The 18,134-nt window shown below is 36.2% G+C and carries 16 protein-coding genes and 1 pseudogene; 12 read left to right on the plus strand and 5 right to left on the minus strand.

What is annotated here, in order from left to right; all coding sequences use genetic code 11:
- Window positions 1-544: 544 nt before the first annotated feature.
- Window positions 545-1,399 carry a malate synthase gene (locus ACQKOG_RS02425; protein ID WP_402875199.1) on the plus strand — a complete coding sequence of 285 codons (855 nt, stop codon included), beginning with the start codon at window positions 545-547 and terminating at the stop codon, window positions 1,397-1,399.
- A 507-nt stretch (window positions 1,400-1,906) separates the two neighbouring features.
- Here ACQKOG_RS02425 and ACQKOG_RS02430 read toward each other — a convergent pair.
- Window positions 1,907-2,896, minus strand: a complete 990-nt coding sequence (locus ACQKOG_RS02430; RefSeq protein ID WP_402875201.1) for an IS30 family transposase — start codon at window positions 2,894-2,896, stop codon at window positions 1,907-1,909.
- Window positions 2,897-3,156: 260 nt separating this feature from the next.
- Here ACQKOG_RS02430 and ACQKOG_RS02435 point away from each other — a divergent pair, with 260 nt between their 5' ends.
- The 6 genes and pseudogenes from ACQKOG_RS02435 to ACQKOG_RS02460 form a co-directional block, all read left to right on the plus strand.
- A complete protein-coding gene (locus ACQKOG_RS02435; protein WP_427444839.1) occupies window positions 3,157-3,327 on the plus strand; it encodes a hypothetical protein in 171 nt (56 codons plus the stop codon).
- A gap of 89 nt (window positions 3,328-3,416) precedes the next feature.
- Window positions 3,417-3,656, plus strand: a complete 240-nt coding sequence (locus tag ACQKOG_RS02440) for a hypothetical protein (RefSeq protein WP_402875207.1) — start codon at window positions 3,417-3,419, stop codon at window positions 3,654-3,656.
- 248 nt (window positions 3,657-3,904) lie between these two features.
- On the plus strand, window positions 3,905-4,855 hold the full coding sequence (locus ACQKOG_RS02445) for a DNA-binding protein (RefSeq protein WP_402875210.1): 951 nt from the start codon (window positions 3,905-3,907) through the stop codon (window positions 4,853-4,855).
- Between the two features lie 218 nt (window positions 4,856-5,073).
- Window positions 5,074-5,358 carry a DUF2187 family protein gene (locus ACQKOG_RS02450; protein ID WP_402875213.1) on the plus strand — a complete coding sequence of 95 codons (285 nt, stop codon included), beginning with the start codon at window positions 5,074-5,076 and terminating at the stop codon, window positions 5,356-5,358.
- A gap of 370 nt (window positions 5,359-5,728) precedes the next feature.
- The gene (locus ACQKOG_RS02455; protein ID WP_427444844.1) at window positions 5,729-5,929 is read left to right on the plus strand and encodes a hypothetical protein; all 201 of its coding nucleotides are present in this window, start codon (window positions 5,729-5,731) and stop codon (window positions 5,927-5,929) included.
- Window positions 5,930-5,965: 36 nt separating this feature from the next.
- Window positions 5,966-6,694 (plus strand): annotated as a pseudogene (locus ACQKOG_RS02460) (Mu transposase C-terminal domain-containing protein); the annotation flags it as partial.
- Between the two features lie 486 nt (window positions 6,695-7,180).
- On the opposite strand, the gene ACQKOG_RS02465 reads toward ACQKOG_RS02460, so the two are convergent.
- The gene (locus ACQKOG_RS02465) at window positions 7,181-7,438 is read right to left on the minus strand and encodes a hypothetical protein (protein WP_402875218.1); all 258 of its coding nucleotides are present in this window, start codon (window positions 7,436-7,438) and stop codon (window positions 7,181-7,183) included.
- Window positions 7,439-8,164: 726 nt separating this feature from the next.
- Here ACQKOG_RS02465 and ACQKOG_RS02470 point away from each other — a divergent pair.
- From ACQKOG_RS02470 to ACQKOG_RS02490, 5 genes are all read left to right on the plus strand, one after another.
- Window positions 8,165-10,393 (plus strand): YcaO-like family protein, encoded by a 2,229-nt coding sequence (locus tag ACQKOG_RS02470; RefSeq protein WP_427444847.1) that lies wholly within the window; start codon window positions 8,165-8,167, stop codon window positions 10,391-10,393.
- 46 nt (window positions 10,394-10,439) lie between these two features.
- On the plus strand, window positions 10,440-12,230 hold the full coding sequence (locus tag ACQKOG_RS02475) for an ABC transporter ATP-binding protein (RefSeq protein WP_402875222.1): 1,791 nt from the start codon (window positions 10,440-10,442) through the stop codon (window positions 12,228-12,230).
- On the plus strand, window positions 12,227-14,017 hold the full coding sequence (locus tag ACQKOG_RS02480; RefSeq protein ID WP_402875225.1) for an ABC transporter ATP-binding protein: 1,791 nt from the start codon (window positions 12,227-12,229) through the stop codon (window positions 14,015-14,017). The genes ACQKOG_RS02475 and ACQKOG_RS02480 overlap by 4 nt, the downstream gene beginning before the upstream one ends.
- Before the next feature lie 132 nt (window positions 14,018-14,149).
- Entirely contained in the window at window positions 14,150-14,614 is a 465-nt protein-coding gene (locus ACQKOG_RS02485) for a hypothetical protein (protein ID WP_402875226.1), read from the plus strand.
- 18 nt (window positions 14,615-14,632) lie between these two features.
- Window positions 14,633-14,857, plus strand: coding sequence for a transposase (locus tag ACQKOG_RS02490; RefSeq protein ID WP_402875229.1), 225 nt, complete (start codon window positions 14,633-14,635; stop codon window positions 14,855-14,857).
- Between the two features lie 279 nt (window positions 14,858-15,136).
- On the opposite strand, the gene nspC is transcribed toward ACQKOG_RS02490, so the two are convergent.
- The 3 genes from nspC to ACQKOG_RS02505 form a co-directional block, all read right to left on the minus strand.
- On the minus strand, window positions 15,137-16,276 hold the full coding sequence (nspC, locus tag ACQKOG_RS02495; RefSeq protein ID WP_402874627.1) for a carboxynorspermidine decarboxylase: 1,140 nt from the start codon (window positions 16,274-16,276) through the stop codon (window positions 15,137-15,139).
- Entirely contained in the window at window positions 16,273-17,502 is a 1,230-nt protein-coding gene (locus ACQKOG_RS02500) for a saccharopine dehydrogenase family protein (RefSeq protein ID WP_370081673.1), read from the minus strand. Before ACQKOG_RS02500 ends, nspC begins: the two co-directional genes overlap by 4 nt.
- A 280-nt stretch (window positions 17,503-17,782) precedes the next feature.
- The gene (locus tag ACQKOG_RS02505; RefSeq protein ID WP_370081675.1) at window positions 17,783-17,989 is read right to left on the minus strand and encodes a hypothetical protein; all 207 of its coding nucleotides are present in this window, start codon (window positions 17,987-17,989) and stop codon (window positions 17,783-17,785) included.
- Window positions 17,990-18,134: the final 145 nt, after the last annotated feature.

Here is an 18,134-nt window from a genome sequence, read left to right on the forward strand (position 1 = left end):
ACTTGAAAAAGCTGCCGCCTGCAAAATACAGACAGCAGCTTCAAAAGGTTGCTTAGCTTTTTTTCAAAATGTCCTTTACAAAGGGTACACTTTAAAGAAATTAGGCTTTTTATATTTACTCATAGTGCAAAATAGCACTTAATATGGGTGCAAAATAACTCCTAAAGTAACATTCCATGTGTGACAACAGGATCCCGGCCTTCAGAAGTTTCACGAATTTTTGGAGGCCTTAATTTCATAGTTATTTTAAGGATATTCAGTGGATAAATATTTTATTTTACCTCATTATAAAATATTTTGTCAATAATAAATTTGCAAATTTATTAAAAAATGTTACAATTGTCTTACAATAGGTTTTTTTAAATCGTATTTGAATTCCGCTGTCCTTTTTGCAGATAGAATTTGGATACGTTTTTTTAATATCCTTTTTAAGCCCAAGAAAGAAATAAAAACAGCTATGAGAGCTTTAAAGGAAGTTAGTTGAATAAAATTATTAATTTACTATCTAATAGTAACTGTTTTTTCCATAAGGAGGACTAGAATAATGAATCTAATCAATAAGAAAGTTACACACAAGCGTTTTGGCACGGGTAGTATAGTTAAACATAATGATTCTAGTATTGAAATACATTTCGCATCGGAAAATAAAATGTTTGTTTTCCCTGATGTATTTGGAAAGCACCTAAAACTACATGATAAAAGTGATGCTAATTCACTTGAAAAAATAATACAAAAAAAGGAAATGGAACGAAGGGAGGAAGAACGGAAGAAGGAAGAGGAAAAAAAACTACAACGAAAAAAACTCGAACTTCGCTGGGAACACGAAAAACTTATGAAAAACCATAAACTTCATCTCGAATCACAAATGGTTTTTTGGTGTGACACAGAAGAACAGAATAGTTCTTTTTCAGAGTGGGAAGTTTTTTCAGGCGTTTTAAAAAGTGGTAATAACAAAGGAAAGCCAAACAAGCCGAGCCGCTTGCACCAAAATAGCGCTGTCCTATTAACAGCAATAGATTCCGGCATGCCTGAAAAAGACAGACGTATCTTGGGTGTCTATATGGTGAATGAAGATTTTATCGGTAAGCTTTGTGAAGATGGAAATATTCCTGCTCATTCAAAATACAGAATTCAACTTACAGAACAGGAATCAGATCAGCTGCTTTTCTGGCAATATTATATAAATGAAAAATTCCCCGAAAAAATGACATGGAATACAGGTAAATACCGTTATTTTGAAAATTCATGGATGGCTCAAATTTTGCTTGATATAGTTTCGTTGAAAAGTGACCCAAATGAACGAGAGTTGGCACAACAATTTTTTAAACATTTTTGTATAATGAATCAGATAACAGCTCAAGAGTTACCAAAGCCTAATGGCGCATTAATGCGTATTTAAACGTTAGCCCAAAGATAATAAGAATGACAGGAGACTGACATATTCTCCTATCTATCACTAATGCCGAACAGTGCCTGGCTCTGTTTGCTAATAATGTAGATTTGAAATAAAGTAACGATGTTTATAAAAAATATGCGAAGTTTTAAAAAAAGTTGCGACATTTATAAAAAAGTTTGATTAAAAATCCTGTGTTGATATATGCAGGATTTTTTCTTGTTCTACAAACAGGTCAGATCGTTTGGTGATATTTTTGCTTATAGAAGGGGATTAAAAACTATTCCTAAATTGCAATTACAAGTTGAACACTTTTTTCAAAAACACCCCAGAGGTTCCTTTGTCTTCTGTTCGTCGGTCGGCATAGTTCGTTCAACCTGTGTTGGCTAGATCTGCAAGGCGCTTTTCCTTGCGGATCTAGCCAATACAGGTTAGGATTTGCAGCTGACTGATGAACAGGAGACTTTTCTGTTTCGAGGGAGGCTCAAGGGGTGCGGGGTGTCCCCGCGATCTTTAAGCGACCAGTTTCTGGAGTTCCTCTTCAAACAGTTCATTTGGTGTCTTGTAGTCAAACATTTTTCTTGGTAGGTTGTTCATAGCTTCCTCAACCATATGAATCTGCGTCCGGCTATAATCCTCAATCGCATGTCCTTTAGGAATGAAACGACGGATGATTCCGTTGTGGTTCTCATTCGTTCCACGCTCCCATGAAGAATAAGGATGAGTGAAATAGATATCTATCCTATCACCAAACATTTCTGACAACCCCGCGAATTCAGAACCATTATCTGCCGTGATTGATTTGAAGACAGTAGATGCATATTCACCAAATTCTTTGAGGACTGAAGAGAGTGCGTAGTTAACTGAATCGGCGTCTTTCCCGTCCATTTTTACGATGAATTCACGACGGGTTTTACGTTCAATCAAGGTTAATAGCACATCATCTTCTTTATCCTTGCGCCCTACGACGGAGTCAATTTCAAAATGACCGAATTCTTCACGAGATTCAACGCTATCAGGACGTTCTTCAATACTTTTACCGAGAACCGTCTTATTCGGGCGGTGCGTTTTCTTAGTACTCTTGGTATTTCGACGTACCTTTAAGAGAAGGTCACTGTTTCGAGTTTTTAGAAGACCAAGCCCGATATAGTGATAGAGCGTCTTTGTAGAGACCATTTCCTCCGGAGAAAACAACCCTTTGAGCTTCGCAAGACCAACAATCGCATCTGGAGACATGGTCTTTGTGCGATCAAGTAACAGTCCGTCAACGAATGCCAAGAATGCCTTCACACGTTCAAACTTCAACGGTTTACGAGAACGAGCCACGTTTCGATCTGTTGCAGCTTGACCTGTTTCCGCAAGATATTGCGTCGTGTAGATATGTTTTCCGTTAGTTTTCTTTACTTGAGTGGTCGTTCCACGGGCTAGTTCATTGTAGATTGTCCCGCGAGAAACCTTGAGTTTTCGCGCAAGTTCACTCTTATTTGTAATTCCAGCGTTCAAGTAGCCTTGAAGTTCTCCACGTTGAAACTGTGTAAGGCGTGGTTTTCTTATTCGGTGTTTTTATGTTATTCTGTTCTAGCATCGTATTCGAAATCCCTTCTTATTGATTGGTGTAGGAACCTCAATAATACACGATTTCGCGTACGATGTTTTTATTTTTCTAAAGTGTTCAACTTGATTCTACTATTCGCCGTTTTTTATTTTTATTGCTATTGATGTATATATCAATTGTGGCCGAACATAGCTCTTTGCTTGATATTATGCGATATAGAAAATTTACAGTCATTGCTACTTCACCTTCAGGAGATGCAACAACAATTAAATTACGTGCCTGGGGAAGAATAAATGCAGTGGAAAGAGCAGCAAAAAGAGTTGGTATCAATGATGATTTAACAGATTTAACATTTACAGTGACTGAATTAAAAAAATAGTATGTTGCGGAGGAATGAGATATAATCATACCCGTTTATTTTAAATACATTGAAAATTAAAAATAGATAATTAATTAGGAGTTGTATACATGCAAGTAATAGAGCAAATAGATCTATTTAGTGAAGAACTATATAACCAACCCTCTATAAAAATTATTAAAGAACATGTTACAAAGGTTTGCCCGAAATATGAGGATACATTATTAAACAATCATGTGATACCATTATTGCAAGGAGCTAGGATAAACATAGATGATTTAAAAATATGCGTTCGAAGTGTATATGAAAATTGGATGGTAGTAGAAGCGGTACTACATGTGTTTCCATGACAGTTTGGAATAATGGCAATAAAGATTATGTTCATTGGAGCTCTAACACTATCATCGATGCTTTTCTAAAACAATATTTTCATAATCGACCTAAGCCTGCCCAGGTATACTATATAGAACAAAATTTAGAAAGCTTAGTTAGTAACTTTTTTAACTATAAGACCTAAGAGGTATCTTATAGTTGTTTAATTTTGAAAGGAATGAATGTGATGCACAATAATGAGGAGAAATTAGAAGAGGGTCTAACTATGAAAGAAGTCGTTGAGACCTTAAGCGTCGCTGAGTCTACGGTTTACAAATACATTCAAAAAGGACTCCTTGTCGAAATTGAACAACCTAATTTAAAATTTGCAATTAATGGCCAACGTCTTTTTACAGCTGAAAGTGTTTCCGATTTAAAAGCTAAAATGTCCGCTACAAGTAATCATATGAGTTTAAATTCCTATGCAAGGGAAAAGAAAGTTAGTCCAGAGCTTTTAAAAAGAATAATAGCAGATAATGATATTGAAATTCCTAAAGGCACACATGGATTGCGACAAACTTATCTCATTTCACCTGAAATAAAAGAAACATTGGACCAACTAATTTTAGAAAATACTTTTGTACATTTCAGAACTAAAAATAATTTCTATAATAGTAAATTGAACATCGCGCTATTACAACCATTTGTTGATGAAGACGGAAGAAAATACCGCGTTATGATTGAAGGAAAACGTTGGGGATTCTACACAGAGACCGGATTTTTACCATTTGAGAATCTAAACAATTCTAAACCATTATACGACATACATAAGCCAACTGTTCGATCCACAATGTATGTTAACTTTACGATACCAAAGAATGAAAAAAACGCTTATCTATATGTAGATGCTATTTATAATGTATTTGGTATCGAAAATGCACAGCTACTATTAACTGATGAAAGTATTAATGGGCGACTAAAGATGAACGACTGGAAGGTATCTGCAGAATCAGAGCATATTCAAAGACTCTTAGAATTAAATGATTATACACATAACGGTGAAATTAAGCTTTTAGACGATACGTTACAGGTAATTTGCTTTGATAAACGTGTTGTAGTTGTTCTTCCTAAGGTTTATCATGAACAATTATCAGAACTAGCAAATAAGCAGAATAAGACCGAGAGTATAATGGGTCAAAAAATCATCCAAGATTTCTTTAATAAAAAACAAAACTAATACATCTGATTGCCAGCACTTTAACGACAGTTAAGTAATTTTAAAAATTTTATTGAACATTCAGATGTTGATTGTTATAATACCGATAAAGCACATATATTTCCAATTAAATTTTGAATGGGAACACCCCTTCATTAACATGAAAAAACTGCTAAAAACATGCAGTCTTTTTCGTGTTAATGAAGGGGTTTTTTGTAGTCAAAAAGGGAGGAACAAACATGGTAAATCTTTCAAATTCATGGGATATGCAGCAAGTTAAATGTTTCCCTAAAAAGTTAAAAAGAAATCATGCATCGTACGGGGATACAATACAATTCGAGAGAAACGGCTTGATCATACAAGGTGTGGTTGAAATGTATCGTGAAAACACCGCATTCGTTTCAATTAGTGATTCAGATGCAGCTAGAATTCGACTTGAATCTCCAACAACATTGGTAAATCATAAAAATTACACAGTTATTAATAATTTGAACGATTTAGGAGAAGGGAGGGACAGTATCTGAATAATCTAGCCGATGTTGTTCCAATAATATTTTTAGTTTTCGCACTTTGTATAGCATGGAAAATTGTATCTGTTATAAGATCATGTTTTTTCCGTGCTATCGCGTGTGTAGGTACATTTTTAGTATTGTGGCGAATATTCGCCATGTGGTCAACTATTTTTTGACTAAGAAAGGATTGTTTACTTTATGACACACCAGGTATTGCAACAACCGTTGCATGAATGGGTTTTACAATGCCGTAGTACAGATAATTTACTATCGCCTTCAAGGAAGGAAGATTTCTATTTAAGACGTGTAAATGCCTTAAAAATAATATCCCTTAATTTACAGTACACATCTTAAATTACTAATAGAGCACGCTACCATCTTATTGGAGTTTATTTCGGAGCGGTTAGATCGCTCTATGACAATCCCTGTTCATATAAATGAAATAAGTGAAGAAACCAATTTAGCGGCTAGTCGTGTTCGTACGGTATTCCGATTTTTAGAAGCTGTTCGAATGTTGAATTACAGTAAGGGCATTGTATCCATTTATAAGGTTCCTGATTTATTTTCTTCTAAAGAGCAATAAATATAAGCACTTTAACGTATGGGCAATCCACACATCTACTCATTAAAAGACGTTTATCATTTTATTTTGCGTGATTTTTATTCGGACCGTTATAAAGAAAACGGTGAGCTTCAGTATCGTATTTGGGAAGCGAATCGTATCCCCTCCTACCAACAGTTTTACTATTGGTTCAAAAAGTTTGAAGACCCTAAAAAAGATATTGAGTTTCGTAAAAGTGCTAAGGAATATGAGTTAAAGCATCGTCCGCTTATTAGTAATTCTAAAGCAGAAACAAATGGTCCAGGGACGCGCTTTCAAATTGATGCAACAGCCGCGGATATTTATTTAGTTAGCTCTTTTGATATAAATAAAGTTATTGGTAGACCTGTTGTTTATGCAGTCGTAGATGTCTATTCACGTATTATTACGGGAATTTATGTTGGCTTAGAGGGACCATCATGGGTAGGTGCCATGATGGCACTAGATAACATGGTAGCCGATAAGGTTGAATTTTGTAAGCAATATGATATAGAGATTACAGAAGAGCAATGGCCGACGAATCATTTGCCTGAAATTATCATTGCAGATCGAGGGGAATTTGAAGGATATTCGGTAGCTGGGCTGATTAATAATTTGAATGTCAAAATTGAAAATACAACTGCATATCGTGGTGATTTAAAAGGGATTGTTGAGCGCAAATTTAGGATGTTTAACGGAAAAGTGAAACAAAAAGCGCCAGGTGGTATTCAAAAGGAGTACCGAGAGCGTGGAGACATGGATTATAGGTAATCCCACTCCTCGCTTTCCTCATCCATACCAGCAGGATTAAAATCAAGGGATTTCCAAAAAATCCGACCGATATTAGGAGCATACTTACTGAGAGAGCGAGGTGAAATTGTTGGGCAACAAAGACATAAAACTTAAAGATTGGCCGTTCGATAAAGGAGCACGTGTGAAATTAGATTGTATTGGCATACCAATTAAATTGGAAAAGAAGGTTTATTTGCCGGTGTATTTCAACGGGAAAATTGATGAGTCTTATAAAACAGAACGGCTAGTTGTGGATTGGGGCGTATTGTCGTCTTTGAAAATTCAGCATTATTATGTCGATGGAATAATTACAAGACCAAATCCGCCCAATGATACAGAAGAAGTGACAGTCACAATCCACCCATCGCAAGTTAAGTTTTTTGAAAAGGATTATGAAATAGGAAAAACGAGTTTTGTAGAAAAATCACAAACGTTTTCTATTAATTCTAACGGGGAGCGATATTATTTACCGTTGATGGAGGTAATAAGAGGAATTATTGCTCCTAACGCTTTTTTACTAAATTGCTTATTTGAAATGCACTCTTTCCCAGCATATTTCTCACCAGGTTCTAATTGCGTAAGTAGATGTCCTTGTAGCCAAGTGATGTATATATTCGTACCACCATAAAAGTAATATGATTCTTCCTTAAAATTCGTAGGTAATAATGCTTGAGCCATTGCAAAAGCAGCCTCTCGCTTTTCAGCTATGATTAATTGCAAACACTCGCCCCCATTCATTAGATTTTAAATACGGCTATTTCTCTAGCAAATAAAAAAGCACGCAAAGAAACAAAATCGTCTCTTTGCGTGCTTCGCAAAATGTATTATATTTTCATATTAGCTTATTCTCCCTTAAAATTCCATTGTAAATTATTAAAATACAGGACTAATACCTCTTTCTAAATAAGCTTCTTTTAGCTCTCCCCCCGAAATAGTAACTAATGTATTGATTATTAATTCATACCTGCCTAGATAAGTTACAGGAAAGTCATCAGAGTCTTTTAATAAAGATTGATTGTAATAATTTGATTTGGCTTTGCTTTTGCTTCCAATAACTTCTCATGCATTTGTCGTATATTGTAATTTTTGTTGACAAAAGGAAGAAGAGAGCATACATTTAATTTATCGATATGGATATTTTTAGTATATATCATATTGAACTTTGACCTAGGAGCATTTGCTACGAAATGTATATTATAAGGTCATAGTATTTTTAAAAATGGGGGGTGTTTTTATGCGTATTACCGTAGTTAAAGAGCAAAAAGAGCAGTTGGTAAAACCGTTAGGTGGATCCCAAAACGGAAACGAACAAAAAAAGGTTTAATACAGTAAGTCGCCATAAATCAATAGACATTGGGAGGAGTGGATATGCTTTTCCCAATGTCTACTTTTATGGCTAGTTGGAATCAAATACATATGTAACTATTAGTTAGGGGAGCAGATATTATGAGATATGATCCATATGACATACCATTAATTAATGAATTATACAACTATCGAAACGATAGCAATAGGGTAATTTCTTCCTTTTCTTCAGGGGAAATTAAGGTGTTTTATTGTGAGCCTACTCTTCTTGAAGAGGTATTGTTATATGTTGATGGAAATAATACCTTTGAACAAATTGAAAAAAATTTTAAAGATAGATACTCAATGCAAGAAGTTAGAAATTTTCTACTAACTATTTTGAATGAAGGAGTTATAAAGATTCCTCAAACTAACTCTACAACCAAAAAACTGCCAAAAACCTTAGTGATAGGGGATGGTGCATTGAGTGACGAATTTGATAAGATTAAAGAATGTTTTCGTATAACTACCGTTAACTTTCTTGAAGATACTTTTATTTGCGATTTTGATGTGGCTATATTTGCCCCATCTGATTGCACATATGCAGATTTATTGAGTGTAAACGAAAAATTATATAGGTATAATAAGCCATTTGTCCAAGTTAATTTTAACGGGATTGATATTATGGTAGGACCGTTAGTTGTGCCTAAAAAAAGTGTCTGCTTGGAATGCATTATAAGCTCTAAGCTCAAAAATATAAACACTCATGTTTCTTGTGATGAAAAGATAGGGATTAATGACTTAAAAAGCCTTAAATATTCATATAGTGTTTCATTTGAATTTGAAGAGAGTGTTATATCGTACTTGGTTAATAAAGTATACGCTGAAATAACAAGCCATTTTAACGGTTTGTCGTCAGAACTTATAAACTGCCAATACTTCTTTAAAACTACATCTTTGTGTCTAGACAAAGATGTAAAGTTGCCAACCACTTACTGCGATTTTTGCAAAGGAATTAATAAAAATTACATTAAAGTTAACACGGAGACCGCTTTAAACGAGATTTTAGACACAAACTCTACCAACCTATCCTATGATACCGTTAAATACCAAACAGGCGGTATTCGTTCAAAAACCGAAAGTGAAACCAAGGAAATACTAGATAAGGAACTTAAAAAGCTAGGAACTAAAATTAGGATTGAGTTTGATGATGGTAACCCTTTTAGAGATATTGCACCTTCATTTAGTGCATATTCCGATGAAATGAGTACATCCGATTTATCATATATCCTAAGACCTGATAGGGGGGCTGGTAAGGGTCTTACAAAATCTCAAGCTTATTTTTCTGCAGGTTTTGAGATGATAGAACATATTAGTAGACAATACACAGGTGACGTTCCAATCATTGTCGCTAAATACAGAGATGTAAAGAAGCTTGCTATAGATATGCCATACTTAGCTAGCACGATAATGAACACAGACACGGCTTACGAAAAGTTTGATGAAAATATTGAAACCGATTGGGTTGTTGCAACTTCCCTATCTGGTGCGGGTAAAAAGTTAGTGCCAGCTTTTTTAGTTTTTATGTTTGACGTTGAACTTAAGGGTACACTGTTCGGAACAGCGTCAACCGGGGTTGCGTCAGCTGCAACATTAGAGGATGCTATATTACATGGACTTTTTGAGGTCATCGAGCATGATGCTTGGCTTATAGGTCAATCCAACCCGTATATATTGCCTATAGTTGACTATACGAGTTCAAGTAGTGCTAAAGTAAAAGAAATTGTAGCAAAGGTTAAATCCATGGGATATGAAATTATAACACGCGACTATACCAATGATTTGAACATTCCTGTATTTAGAACTTATATAACAAATAGAGAAAATTTCTCGCAGTATTCTTATAACGGGTTTGGGTGTCATGTATCACCAGAAATAGCACTTGAACGTTCTATTACAGAAGCTGCGCAGTTTTGCGATTCTCTTTTTGCCGGTAGTAAATCTAACTTAATAACTAGGAGTGTTTTGTCTACAAGTCTAGTTAATCTTTATAATCAGCATTTTGTAGTAAATAAGGATGTACTGGGCAAAACAGATAGGAAAACAGTAATAGGAAAGCCAGTTTTTGAATTTAACAGCTCCTATGATCTCATTCAAAAAATAACGAGTCTAATTAAAGATAAAATTGGTGGAGATGTTTATTATGTTGAATTGACCAAGCCAGACATGAACGTTAAAGTTGTCAGAACCATAGTAACTGGCGACATTCAAAGAATGAATCATCCAATAATCTCGGCCAGCAAAAGATTGTTTGAATTTGGTATTAGATGTGGCTATAGCGATAAAAAGATGACATATGAAGAGTTATTTATGGGTGACTATCAGCATTAAATATCAATGCTTTGTAAAAAATATTATAGAGGGGGGGCATGATTTAATGTTAAAAACAAGAAAATACAAATGGATTGATATACTGCGTATTCCTTTTGAAATTTCCCCATTATTGCTAGTGGCATATGTTTTATTGGAACTCACACAGGGTTTAATATCCACATTTGCGGTTGTTTTTGCAACGTCGGTTTTTGTAGATACTGCTTTTGCGGTATTTGCAGGTGAATTGATAGTAAGTACATTATATGCCCCACTTGGAGCGTTGCTGGGTGTTGTTGTCATAAGTAATATATTTGATACTCTTTTGGGGTTATTGCAATCGCGACTTGAAATTGTTATGAAGTTTAAGCTTGAACCTACTATCTTAGACACACGGGCAAGTCTGAAATATAAATATATTGAAGATTCCGATACTTGGGAACTCGTGGAACGTTTATCTGAAGGTATTGTTGTAAACATGCTAAATGGTATACGTGCTTGCGCTACAGTTGTTCGTAGTATTGTTTCGATAGCTGCAATTTTGACCTTGATTCTGACACAGGTTTGGTGGGCAACAATATTGATTGCCATTTTGAGTATACCTTTGTTTTGGATGTCACTTAAGGCTGGGGGTAAAAACTACAATGCTTGGATGGAAGCTTGGCCTTACGAACGTCGCTTTAGCTATTACAGCGATGATATCTTGACTAGTCGTGAAGCCACACAGGAGCGTACTCTTTTTGGGTATGCGGACTATACTGTAAATCTTTATAGTGAACACTTTGAAATAGCTAGAAAAATACAAGAAAGAGTAGCAGTTAGAACGAAAATAGCTATGGAGGCTACTGGTATTTTTATGTCAGCTATTGCTTTACTTATATCATTTACTCTTATAAAGCCTGTTATAGCTGGAACTTTAAGCCCTGGTATGTTCATGGGAATTGTTGCTGCTGTTTTTGCAATGGCTACAACCATTGGAGGGACGTTACAAGAGGCAGCAAAAAACCTTTCATATGCTAAGAGGTGTATAGATGATTTGACGGCGTTTATGGCTTTGGATTTGCAGGATGGTGCAACTGATTTGCCTGATAAAATACCACCTGTTTTTGAGAGACTGTCCTTCAAAAATGTGTGGTTTAAGTATCCAAATGCAGAAAACTACGCCTTACGCAATGTATCATTTAATATTGAGGGCGGTAAGCACTATGCTTTTGTTGGTGCAAATGGGTCGGGTAAAACTACCATTATTAAGCTTCTAACGGGGCTATATGATGTATATGACGGAGAGATTTTAATTAACGGAAAGGAACTTCGTACATATGAAACATCTACTTTAAAGGCTATGTTTTCAGTTGTATATCAGGATTTTGCTAGATATGAGGTTCCTCTTGCGGACAATATTGCCCTTGGTAATACTTCAGAGGATGTAAGTATCGAAGATATTCATAAGGTTACTGATAAGGTTGCCTTGACTGATACAATTGCAAATTTGAAAGATGGATTACGTACACCTCTTGGAAAAATTGACAAGGACGGTTCAGACCTATCAGGTGGACAGTGGCAAAAAATAGCTATTGCACGCTCGTTAATAAGCCCGGCACCTATAAAGATTTTGGATGAACCAACGGCTGCCTTGGATCCAATTGCGGAAAGTAGAATTTATCGAGAATTTGAAGAGCTTATGAGAGATAAAACTACAATTTTTATCAGCCACCGTCTAGGTTCTACCAAGTTGGCCAATGAAATTTTGGTAATAGAGAGCGGAGAAATTACTGAGAGAGGAACCCATAATAAATTAATTAAAATGAGGGGCGTATATGCTAAAATGTTCGAATCGCAGAGGAGGTGGTATGAGTGATAGGCAAAAGGTACAAGTATGGAATTGTATACGTTGTGTTCCGGTCTATTTTACAGTATATCAAGGCTTCCAAAGGTCGGGCTGTGTTAGAACATGGTGTTGCAGTACTTAGTTCTCTTTCGTGGATAGTAGCGATTTTAGTCACGCAACAATTATTCGACTTAATCACTGAGGCGAGCATGGGTAATGCCAGCTATTTGCAGGTTGGGATTGCATTAGGCACAATGGCAGCTGTAACTATAGGTCAACAGGTGCTTAGGGGTATTGATAAGTACTTGCAAGGTTATGTATCATATAAAAATGTTGGTAAGTTTATGTCAGAACTTATGCTAAAGCTTAGTCGTGTATCACCAAAGCATTTTGAAGACCCCAATTTTTTGGATAACATAGACAAATCGAAAAGGTGTATAGAATATGAGGCATTAGGAAGTTTTTCTACCAATTGCTTGCGTGTGTTCACGTATTATGGTGTATTTTTTGTATCTGTATCCATTTATTTTTTTGGACTATCGCCCCTACTTCCTTTAATAATTTTCCTGTCATTTGTACCAGCGATTTTGGGGCAATTAGTTCAGGTGAAGGTGTTTATAGGGTTAGAAAATGAAAGTGCGCCTCTTCGCCGTCAGTATACTTACTATAAAAAAGCTATATCAAGTCAACTGTCCTTCAAAGAAACTCGTATACTTGGGGCTTTTGGTTTCTTTAGGAACCTTTTCAGTAATACATTGTTATTATTGACAACAAAGACGTGGAAAGTAGAGCGAAAAGCAGCTTTTATCCGATTAGTTCTTGGTTTGGTGTCTTTTATTGGATTCGGAGTATCCACTATAATGCTTTTTAATTCGGCTATGTCTGGAGAAATTAGTATTGGTACTTTTATAGCGGTTTTTGGAGTACTTTCACAAATTTTTTCTATGGCTGAGGAACTAGTATCAATACAGGTTAGTCAAGGTAGTGAAACCATAGGTAAAATTGAAAAATACTATAGATTGATGGATATGGAGGAAGTAGATGGAGAAGAGGCTGTTATTGACTTCTCAAAAGGAATTGTAGCAAAAGATGTAAATTTTACTTATCCTGGAACAAATAAAATGGCAGTGCAAGGTGCAACGATTACTATTTCAGAGGGTGAAACAATTGCCATTGTGGGCGAGAACGGTGCTGGTAAATCCACCTTGGTCCGCCTACTTGTTGGGCTTTACCGTCCCGATAATGGTACAGTAGAAATAGGTGGACTAAATAGTAGCAACACACACCCTAATTCAATTTTTAGAGAAACTTCGGGTGTTTTTCAACATTTTCTGTGTTATAAGATGACATTAGCGGAAAATGTAGCGATCAGCAATACGAAAGAAATTCAAAATCATGACAATATACAAAGAGTTCTTCATGATTGTGAATTTGGCGACGACTCTATCACACTTGACACAATGCTTTCAACTGAATTTGGTGGCATTGACCTTTCTGGAGGACAGTGGCAGCGAATAGCCATAGCTCGTGGACTTTATAAAACAAATAGCCTCATTGTGCTTGACGAGCCAACCGCTGCTATAGATCCCATTATGGAAGAACGGGTTTATAGCCAATTTAGGCGTTTATCGAAAGATAAATGTACCATTTTGGTAACACACCGCCTTGCTTCGGCCAAATTTGCTAATCGAATTGTAGTAATGGACAAGGGTAAGATTGTTGATGTTGGGTGTCATGATGAATTGATTGAGCGTAAGGGTAAGTATGCAACAATGTGGGAAGCACAGTCTGCTTGGTATGTGAATAGAGAAAATTAGGGTTCTGGTGCAAACACTTGAAGAAAATCACGCCTGTTGATTAACTAGCTTTTACCAATAAAATTCAATAAAAAAGAGAGATTCCATGTAAAATGTAAGTTACCACACCAACATTTACGAGGAGAATCTCTCATGGCTAAGAATACCACGATTTTTACACTACTTCAAAACTTTATTTCACAGGACGAAATCGCGGGGATTCTCGCTGAATTTGGTTTTGAAGATACGGCGCGTAAATGTGATGTCCCAAAGCTTTTAAACTACTTAGTTGGCGCTGCGACATTTGAATGGAAAAGCTTGCGTGCTGCTTCTGATATGGCAATGGAGAAAGGCCTAAAATTCGTGGATTATTCCACACTTTCGAAACGTTTAGGCGAACTGAATTACCTGATTGTCAAAAGAATTTTTGAGTTGATTGTCGGTCGTTTAAACCGAGCAGCGAAACGCAAACTGAAACTCAAAAAAGAGCTCTTAGCCATTGATTCCACAACGATTACAGTTGGCAAAAGTCGCTTACCATGGGCACTTTATCATGGCGAACGTTCAGGCATCAAGCTACACGTGAGTTTCACAAATCGCACCGCTATGCCACTTTAAATCGTTGAAACGACTGGCTTGAAGCATGATGGTCCAATCGGTGTTGAACTGGAAGACAAGCGATTTATCCTTGTGGCCGATCGTGCTTATTTTTCGATTGAAAAAGCCGATCGTTATGCCAATACGCATCAAGACTTCGTCATCCGTTTAAAAGAAAATATCCAATTAAACCGCAAGAAATCTTTAAAAAGAACAAAGATTGAAGGGTTAAATATCATCGCTGATTCCGCCATCGTGTCGTAGAATTTACAGATTATGAAGAGGCAATTGTACGTGTCATTACCAATCTTCGTGACGTCACAGCCGAAGAAATCGCAGGTATGTACAAGGAACGCTGGGCAATTGAATGTATAAATAGCTTCGATATACCCTTCAACTTAAACATTTAAATATAACTGGACCCAGATGTGGTACAAAAAGAGGATAGATAGAGCTAATTTCTTAAGCTCTTCTATCCTTTTAATTTCTATATATATTGTGGACCTTATATAAGGGTTCACTATTTAAAATAGTTTCAGCTTATTATGAAAGTCGGCCGCTATAGTCTTCAAATTTAAATTCACGAATGACTTTAATGCCTTCTTCATCGTTATAAGAAACGATTGATGGAAGATTTACACCATTAAACATATGATTTTTCACCATTGAGTAATGCGCCATATCTGTAAATACTAAACGATCGCCTGGTTGTAAAGGTTGTTCGAATGAATAATCACCAATTACATCACCAGCAAGACATGTAAGCCCGCCTAGGCGATATGTGTAAGCTAGTTCATTTGGTTGACCAGAACCGATGATCATTGGGCGGTACGGCATTTCTAGAACATCTGGCATATGGCAAGTTGCCGATGTATCTAAAATTGCTAGGTCCATAGCGTTTTTCTGTACATCAAGAACCGTTGCTACTAAATAGCCTGTATTAAGTGCAACAGCTTCACCTGGCTCTAAATAGACGAGAAGGTTATACTTGTCTTGAATGTAATTAATGATATTCACAAGCTTTTCAACATCATAATCATCACGTGTAATATGGTGACCTCCACCAAAGTTTAACCATCTCATTTGATGTAAGACATCACCAAATTTTTCTTCGACAACTTGTATAATACGCTCTAACGTATCTGAGTTTTGCTCACACATTGCATGGAAGTGTAAGCCGTCAATACCGTCAAGCTGTGACTTGTCGAAGTTGGCTAATGTTGTGCCAAGACGAGAATTCGTGTAGCAAGGGTCGTAAAGTGCTGTTTCAATTTCAGAGTACTCAGGATTGATACGAATACCGCATTCAATTGTTTTATCAGCAGATTTTACTTTGTCCTTATATTGATTCCATTGGTTAAATGAATTAAACACAATATGATCAACATAGCCAAGAAGCTCGTCCATTTCATGTTCCACGTAAGCTGGTGCATAGACATGAACTTCTTTGCCCATTTTTTCATAGCCGAGTTGAGCTTCAAATAATGAGCTAGACGTAATTCCTGCTAAATATTCACCCACTAATGGGAATGTGGAATGCATTGAAAACCCTTTTAAGGCAAGTAAAATACGGCAACCTGTGCGATCTTGAATCGATTTTAAAAGTTCTAGATTCTTTGTTAATAATCGTTCATCCACTACGTAAGAAGGGGATGGAACTTTTGAGAAATCAATTGGCTTCATCGACTTAATTCCTTTACATCTAACTCAAGGTCAAGTAATTCTGGATTATGGCTTTCTTGCCATGGTAGACCCCATTTATTTAGTGCATCCATGAATGGATCTGGATTGAAATCTTCGACATTCCAAACGCCAGGTTTACGCCATTGACCGTTCATCACTAGCATTGCACCAATCATTGCTGGGACACCAGTTGTGTAGGAAATTGCCTGTGAACCAACCTCGTTATAGCATTCCTCGTGGTCACATACATTGTAGACATAATAAGTTTTTTCCTTACCATCTTTTAGACCGCGAATAATACAACCGATGTTAGTTTTTCCTTTTGTACGTGGTCCAAGTGATGCTGGATCAGGCAGTACAGCTTTTAGGAAGTGAATTGGTTGAATCATTTGTCCTTCAAATTCAATAGGCTCGATAGAAGTCATACCAACATTCTCTAATACTTTTAAATGTGTTAAGTATTTTTCAGAGAATGTCATCCAGAAACGGATTTGCTTTAAGCCTTTAATGTTTTTAGCAAGTGATTCTAGTTCTTCATGGTATAAAAGGTAAATATCTTTTGGTCCGATTTCTGGTAAGTTATAAACCTCTTTTTTCTCAAGTGGTGCAGTTTCAATCCACTCGCCTGCTTTCCAGTAACGACCATTCGCTGTAATTTCACGAATGTTGATTTCTGGGTTGAAGTTTGTAGCGAAATGGTAACCGTGATCACCGGCATTTGCATCCACAATATCTATGTAGTGGATTTCATCAAATTCATGTTTTTGTGCATGAGCTGTGAAAACGCCCGTTACACCTGGATCAAAACCGCTACCAAGTAAAGCAGTTAGACCAGCTTTTTCGAACTTCTCTTTATAAGCCCATTGCCATTTATATTCAAATTTTGCCGTTTCAGGTGGCTCGTAGTTTGCAGTATCCACATAGTGTACACCTGTCGCTAAGCAAGCATCCATAATCGTTAAGTCTTGATAAGGTAGTGCTACATTAATAACAACTTCTGGTCCGAAGGCTTTAATAAGCTCAATAACCTCTTCCGTATTGTCTGCGTCTACCTGTGCGGTATGAATCTTTGTTTTTCCGCCATCTAGTTTTTCTTTTAGAGCGTCACATTTTGAAACAGTTCTACTTGCGATACAAATTTCCTCAAATACGTCCGAATTTTGAACACACTTGTGTACCACAACACTGGCTACTCCGCCAGCTCCTATAATCAATGCTTTACCCAATTGTCTACCCCCAAATTCAAATTAGTATTGTCAAACAAGCTGATTATACAGAAAATTGAATTACTACTCAATCATTCTTTTTAAATTTTCTACAAAATTTTTTATTTTTCAACAATAATTCGGCGTATACAGAGGGGAATGCCACGAAAAAAGAAGCATTTCGTGAAAAGAAATTCCCTCAACTACTGATGTAGAAAAGGGGGAAATCGCTTTTTTGTTCAATGGCAGTGTTCGAAAAAATCTGGGATGACTTCAAAACTATAGTTTGAAACCACCCAAGTTATTTAGAAAAACGATTCGATATTTGTTGTTTTTCATCCCCCCATAAATAAAAAAAGATCAGAAGTAATGTGCTTAAAAATCCCATCACAAGGGCATATGTGCTGAGGGCCACATCTACTTGACTTTGCATAGCGTAAATGAAAATCGCTCCTAGTGTTAACAAATTTCCAATAATAAGCGATACAAAATGAATTCGTCTATTCATAGCACAAGCCCTCCTATATCTAATTTACTTGTTCTCAAAAAGTGAAAATACACTTCAATTATCTCACAATTCAGAACTTTATCCAATGTTTTTTTATCTGGGGATTATCGTAACAGATGTATGTGTTAGGGGAGGAAGGCACGAG

The organism is Lysinibacillus sp. NPDC093216, from assembly GCF_050280325.1.
Lineage (GTDB): Bacteria > Bacillota > Bacilli > Bacillales_A > Planococcaceae > Lysinibacillus.

What these genes read in the sequence shown, in the direction of transcription:
- ACQKOG_RS02425 (WP_402875199.1), top strand. Translation starts at nt 545, where the DNA reads ATGAATCTAATCAATAAGAAAGTTACACACAAGCGTTTTGGCACGGGT.
- ACQKOG_RS02435 (WP_427444839.1), top strand. Translation starts at nt 3,157, where the DNA reads ATGCGATATAGAAAATTTACAGTCATTGCTACTTCACCTTCAGGAGAT.
- ACQKOG_RS02440 (WP_402875207.1), top strand. Translation starts at nt 3,417, where the DNA reads ATGCAAGTAATAGAGCAAATAGATCTATTTAGTGAAGAACTATATAAC.
- ACQKOG_RS02445 (WP_402875210.1), top strand. Translation starts at nt 3,905, where the DNA reads ATGAAAGAAGTCGTTGAGACCTTAAGCGTCGCTGAGTCTACGGTTTAC.
- ACQKOG_RS02450 (WP_402875213.1), top strand. Translation starts at nt 5,074, where the DNA reads ATGGTAAATCTTTCAAATTCATGGGATATGCAGCAAGTTAAATGTTTC.
- ACQKOG_RS02470 (WP_427444847.1), top strand. Translation starts at nt 8,165, where the DNA reads ATGAGATATGATCCATATGACATACCATTAATTAATGAATTATACAAC.
- ACQKOG_RS02475 (WP_402875222.1), top strand. Translation starts at nt 10,440, where the DNA reads ATGTTAAAAACAAGAAAATACAAATGGATTGATATACTGCGTATTCCT.
- ACQKOG_RS02485 (WP_402875226.1), top strand. Translation starts at nt 14,150, where the DNA reads ATGGCTAAGAATACCACGATTTTTACACTACTTCAAAACTTTATTTCA.
- nspC (WP_402874627.1), bottom strand. Translation starts at nt 16,276, where the DNA reads ATGAAGCCAATTGATTTCTCAAAAGTTCCATCCCCTTCTTACGTAGTG.
- ACQKOG_RS02505 (WP_370081675.1), bottom strand. Translation starts at nt 17,989, where the DNA reads ATGAATAGACGAATTCATTTTGTATCGCTTATTATTGGAAATTTGTTA.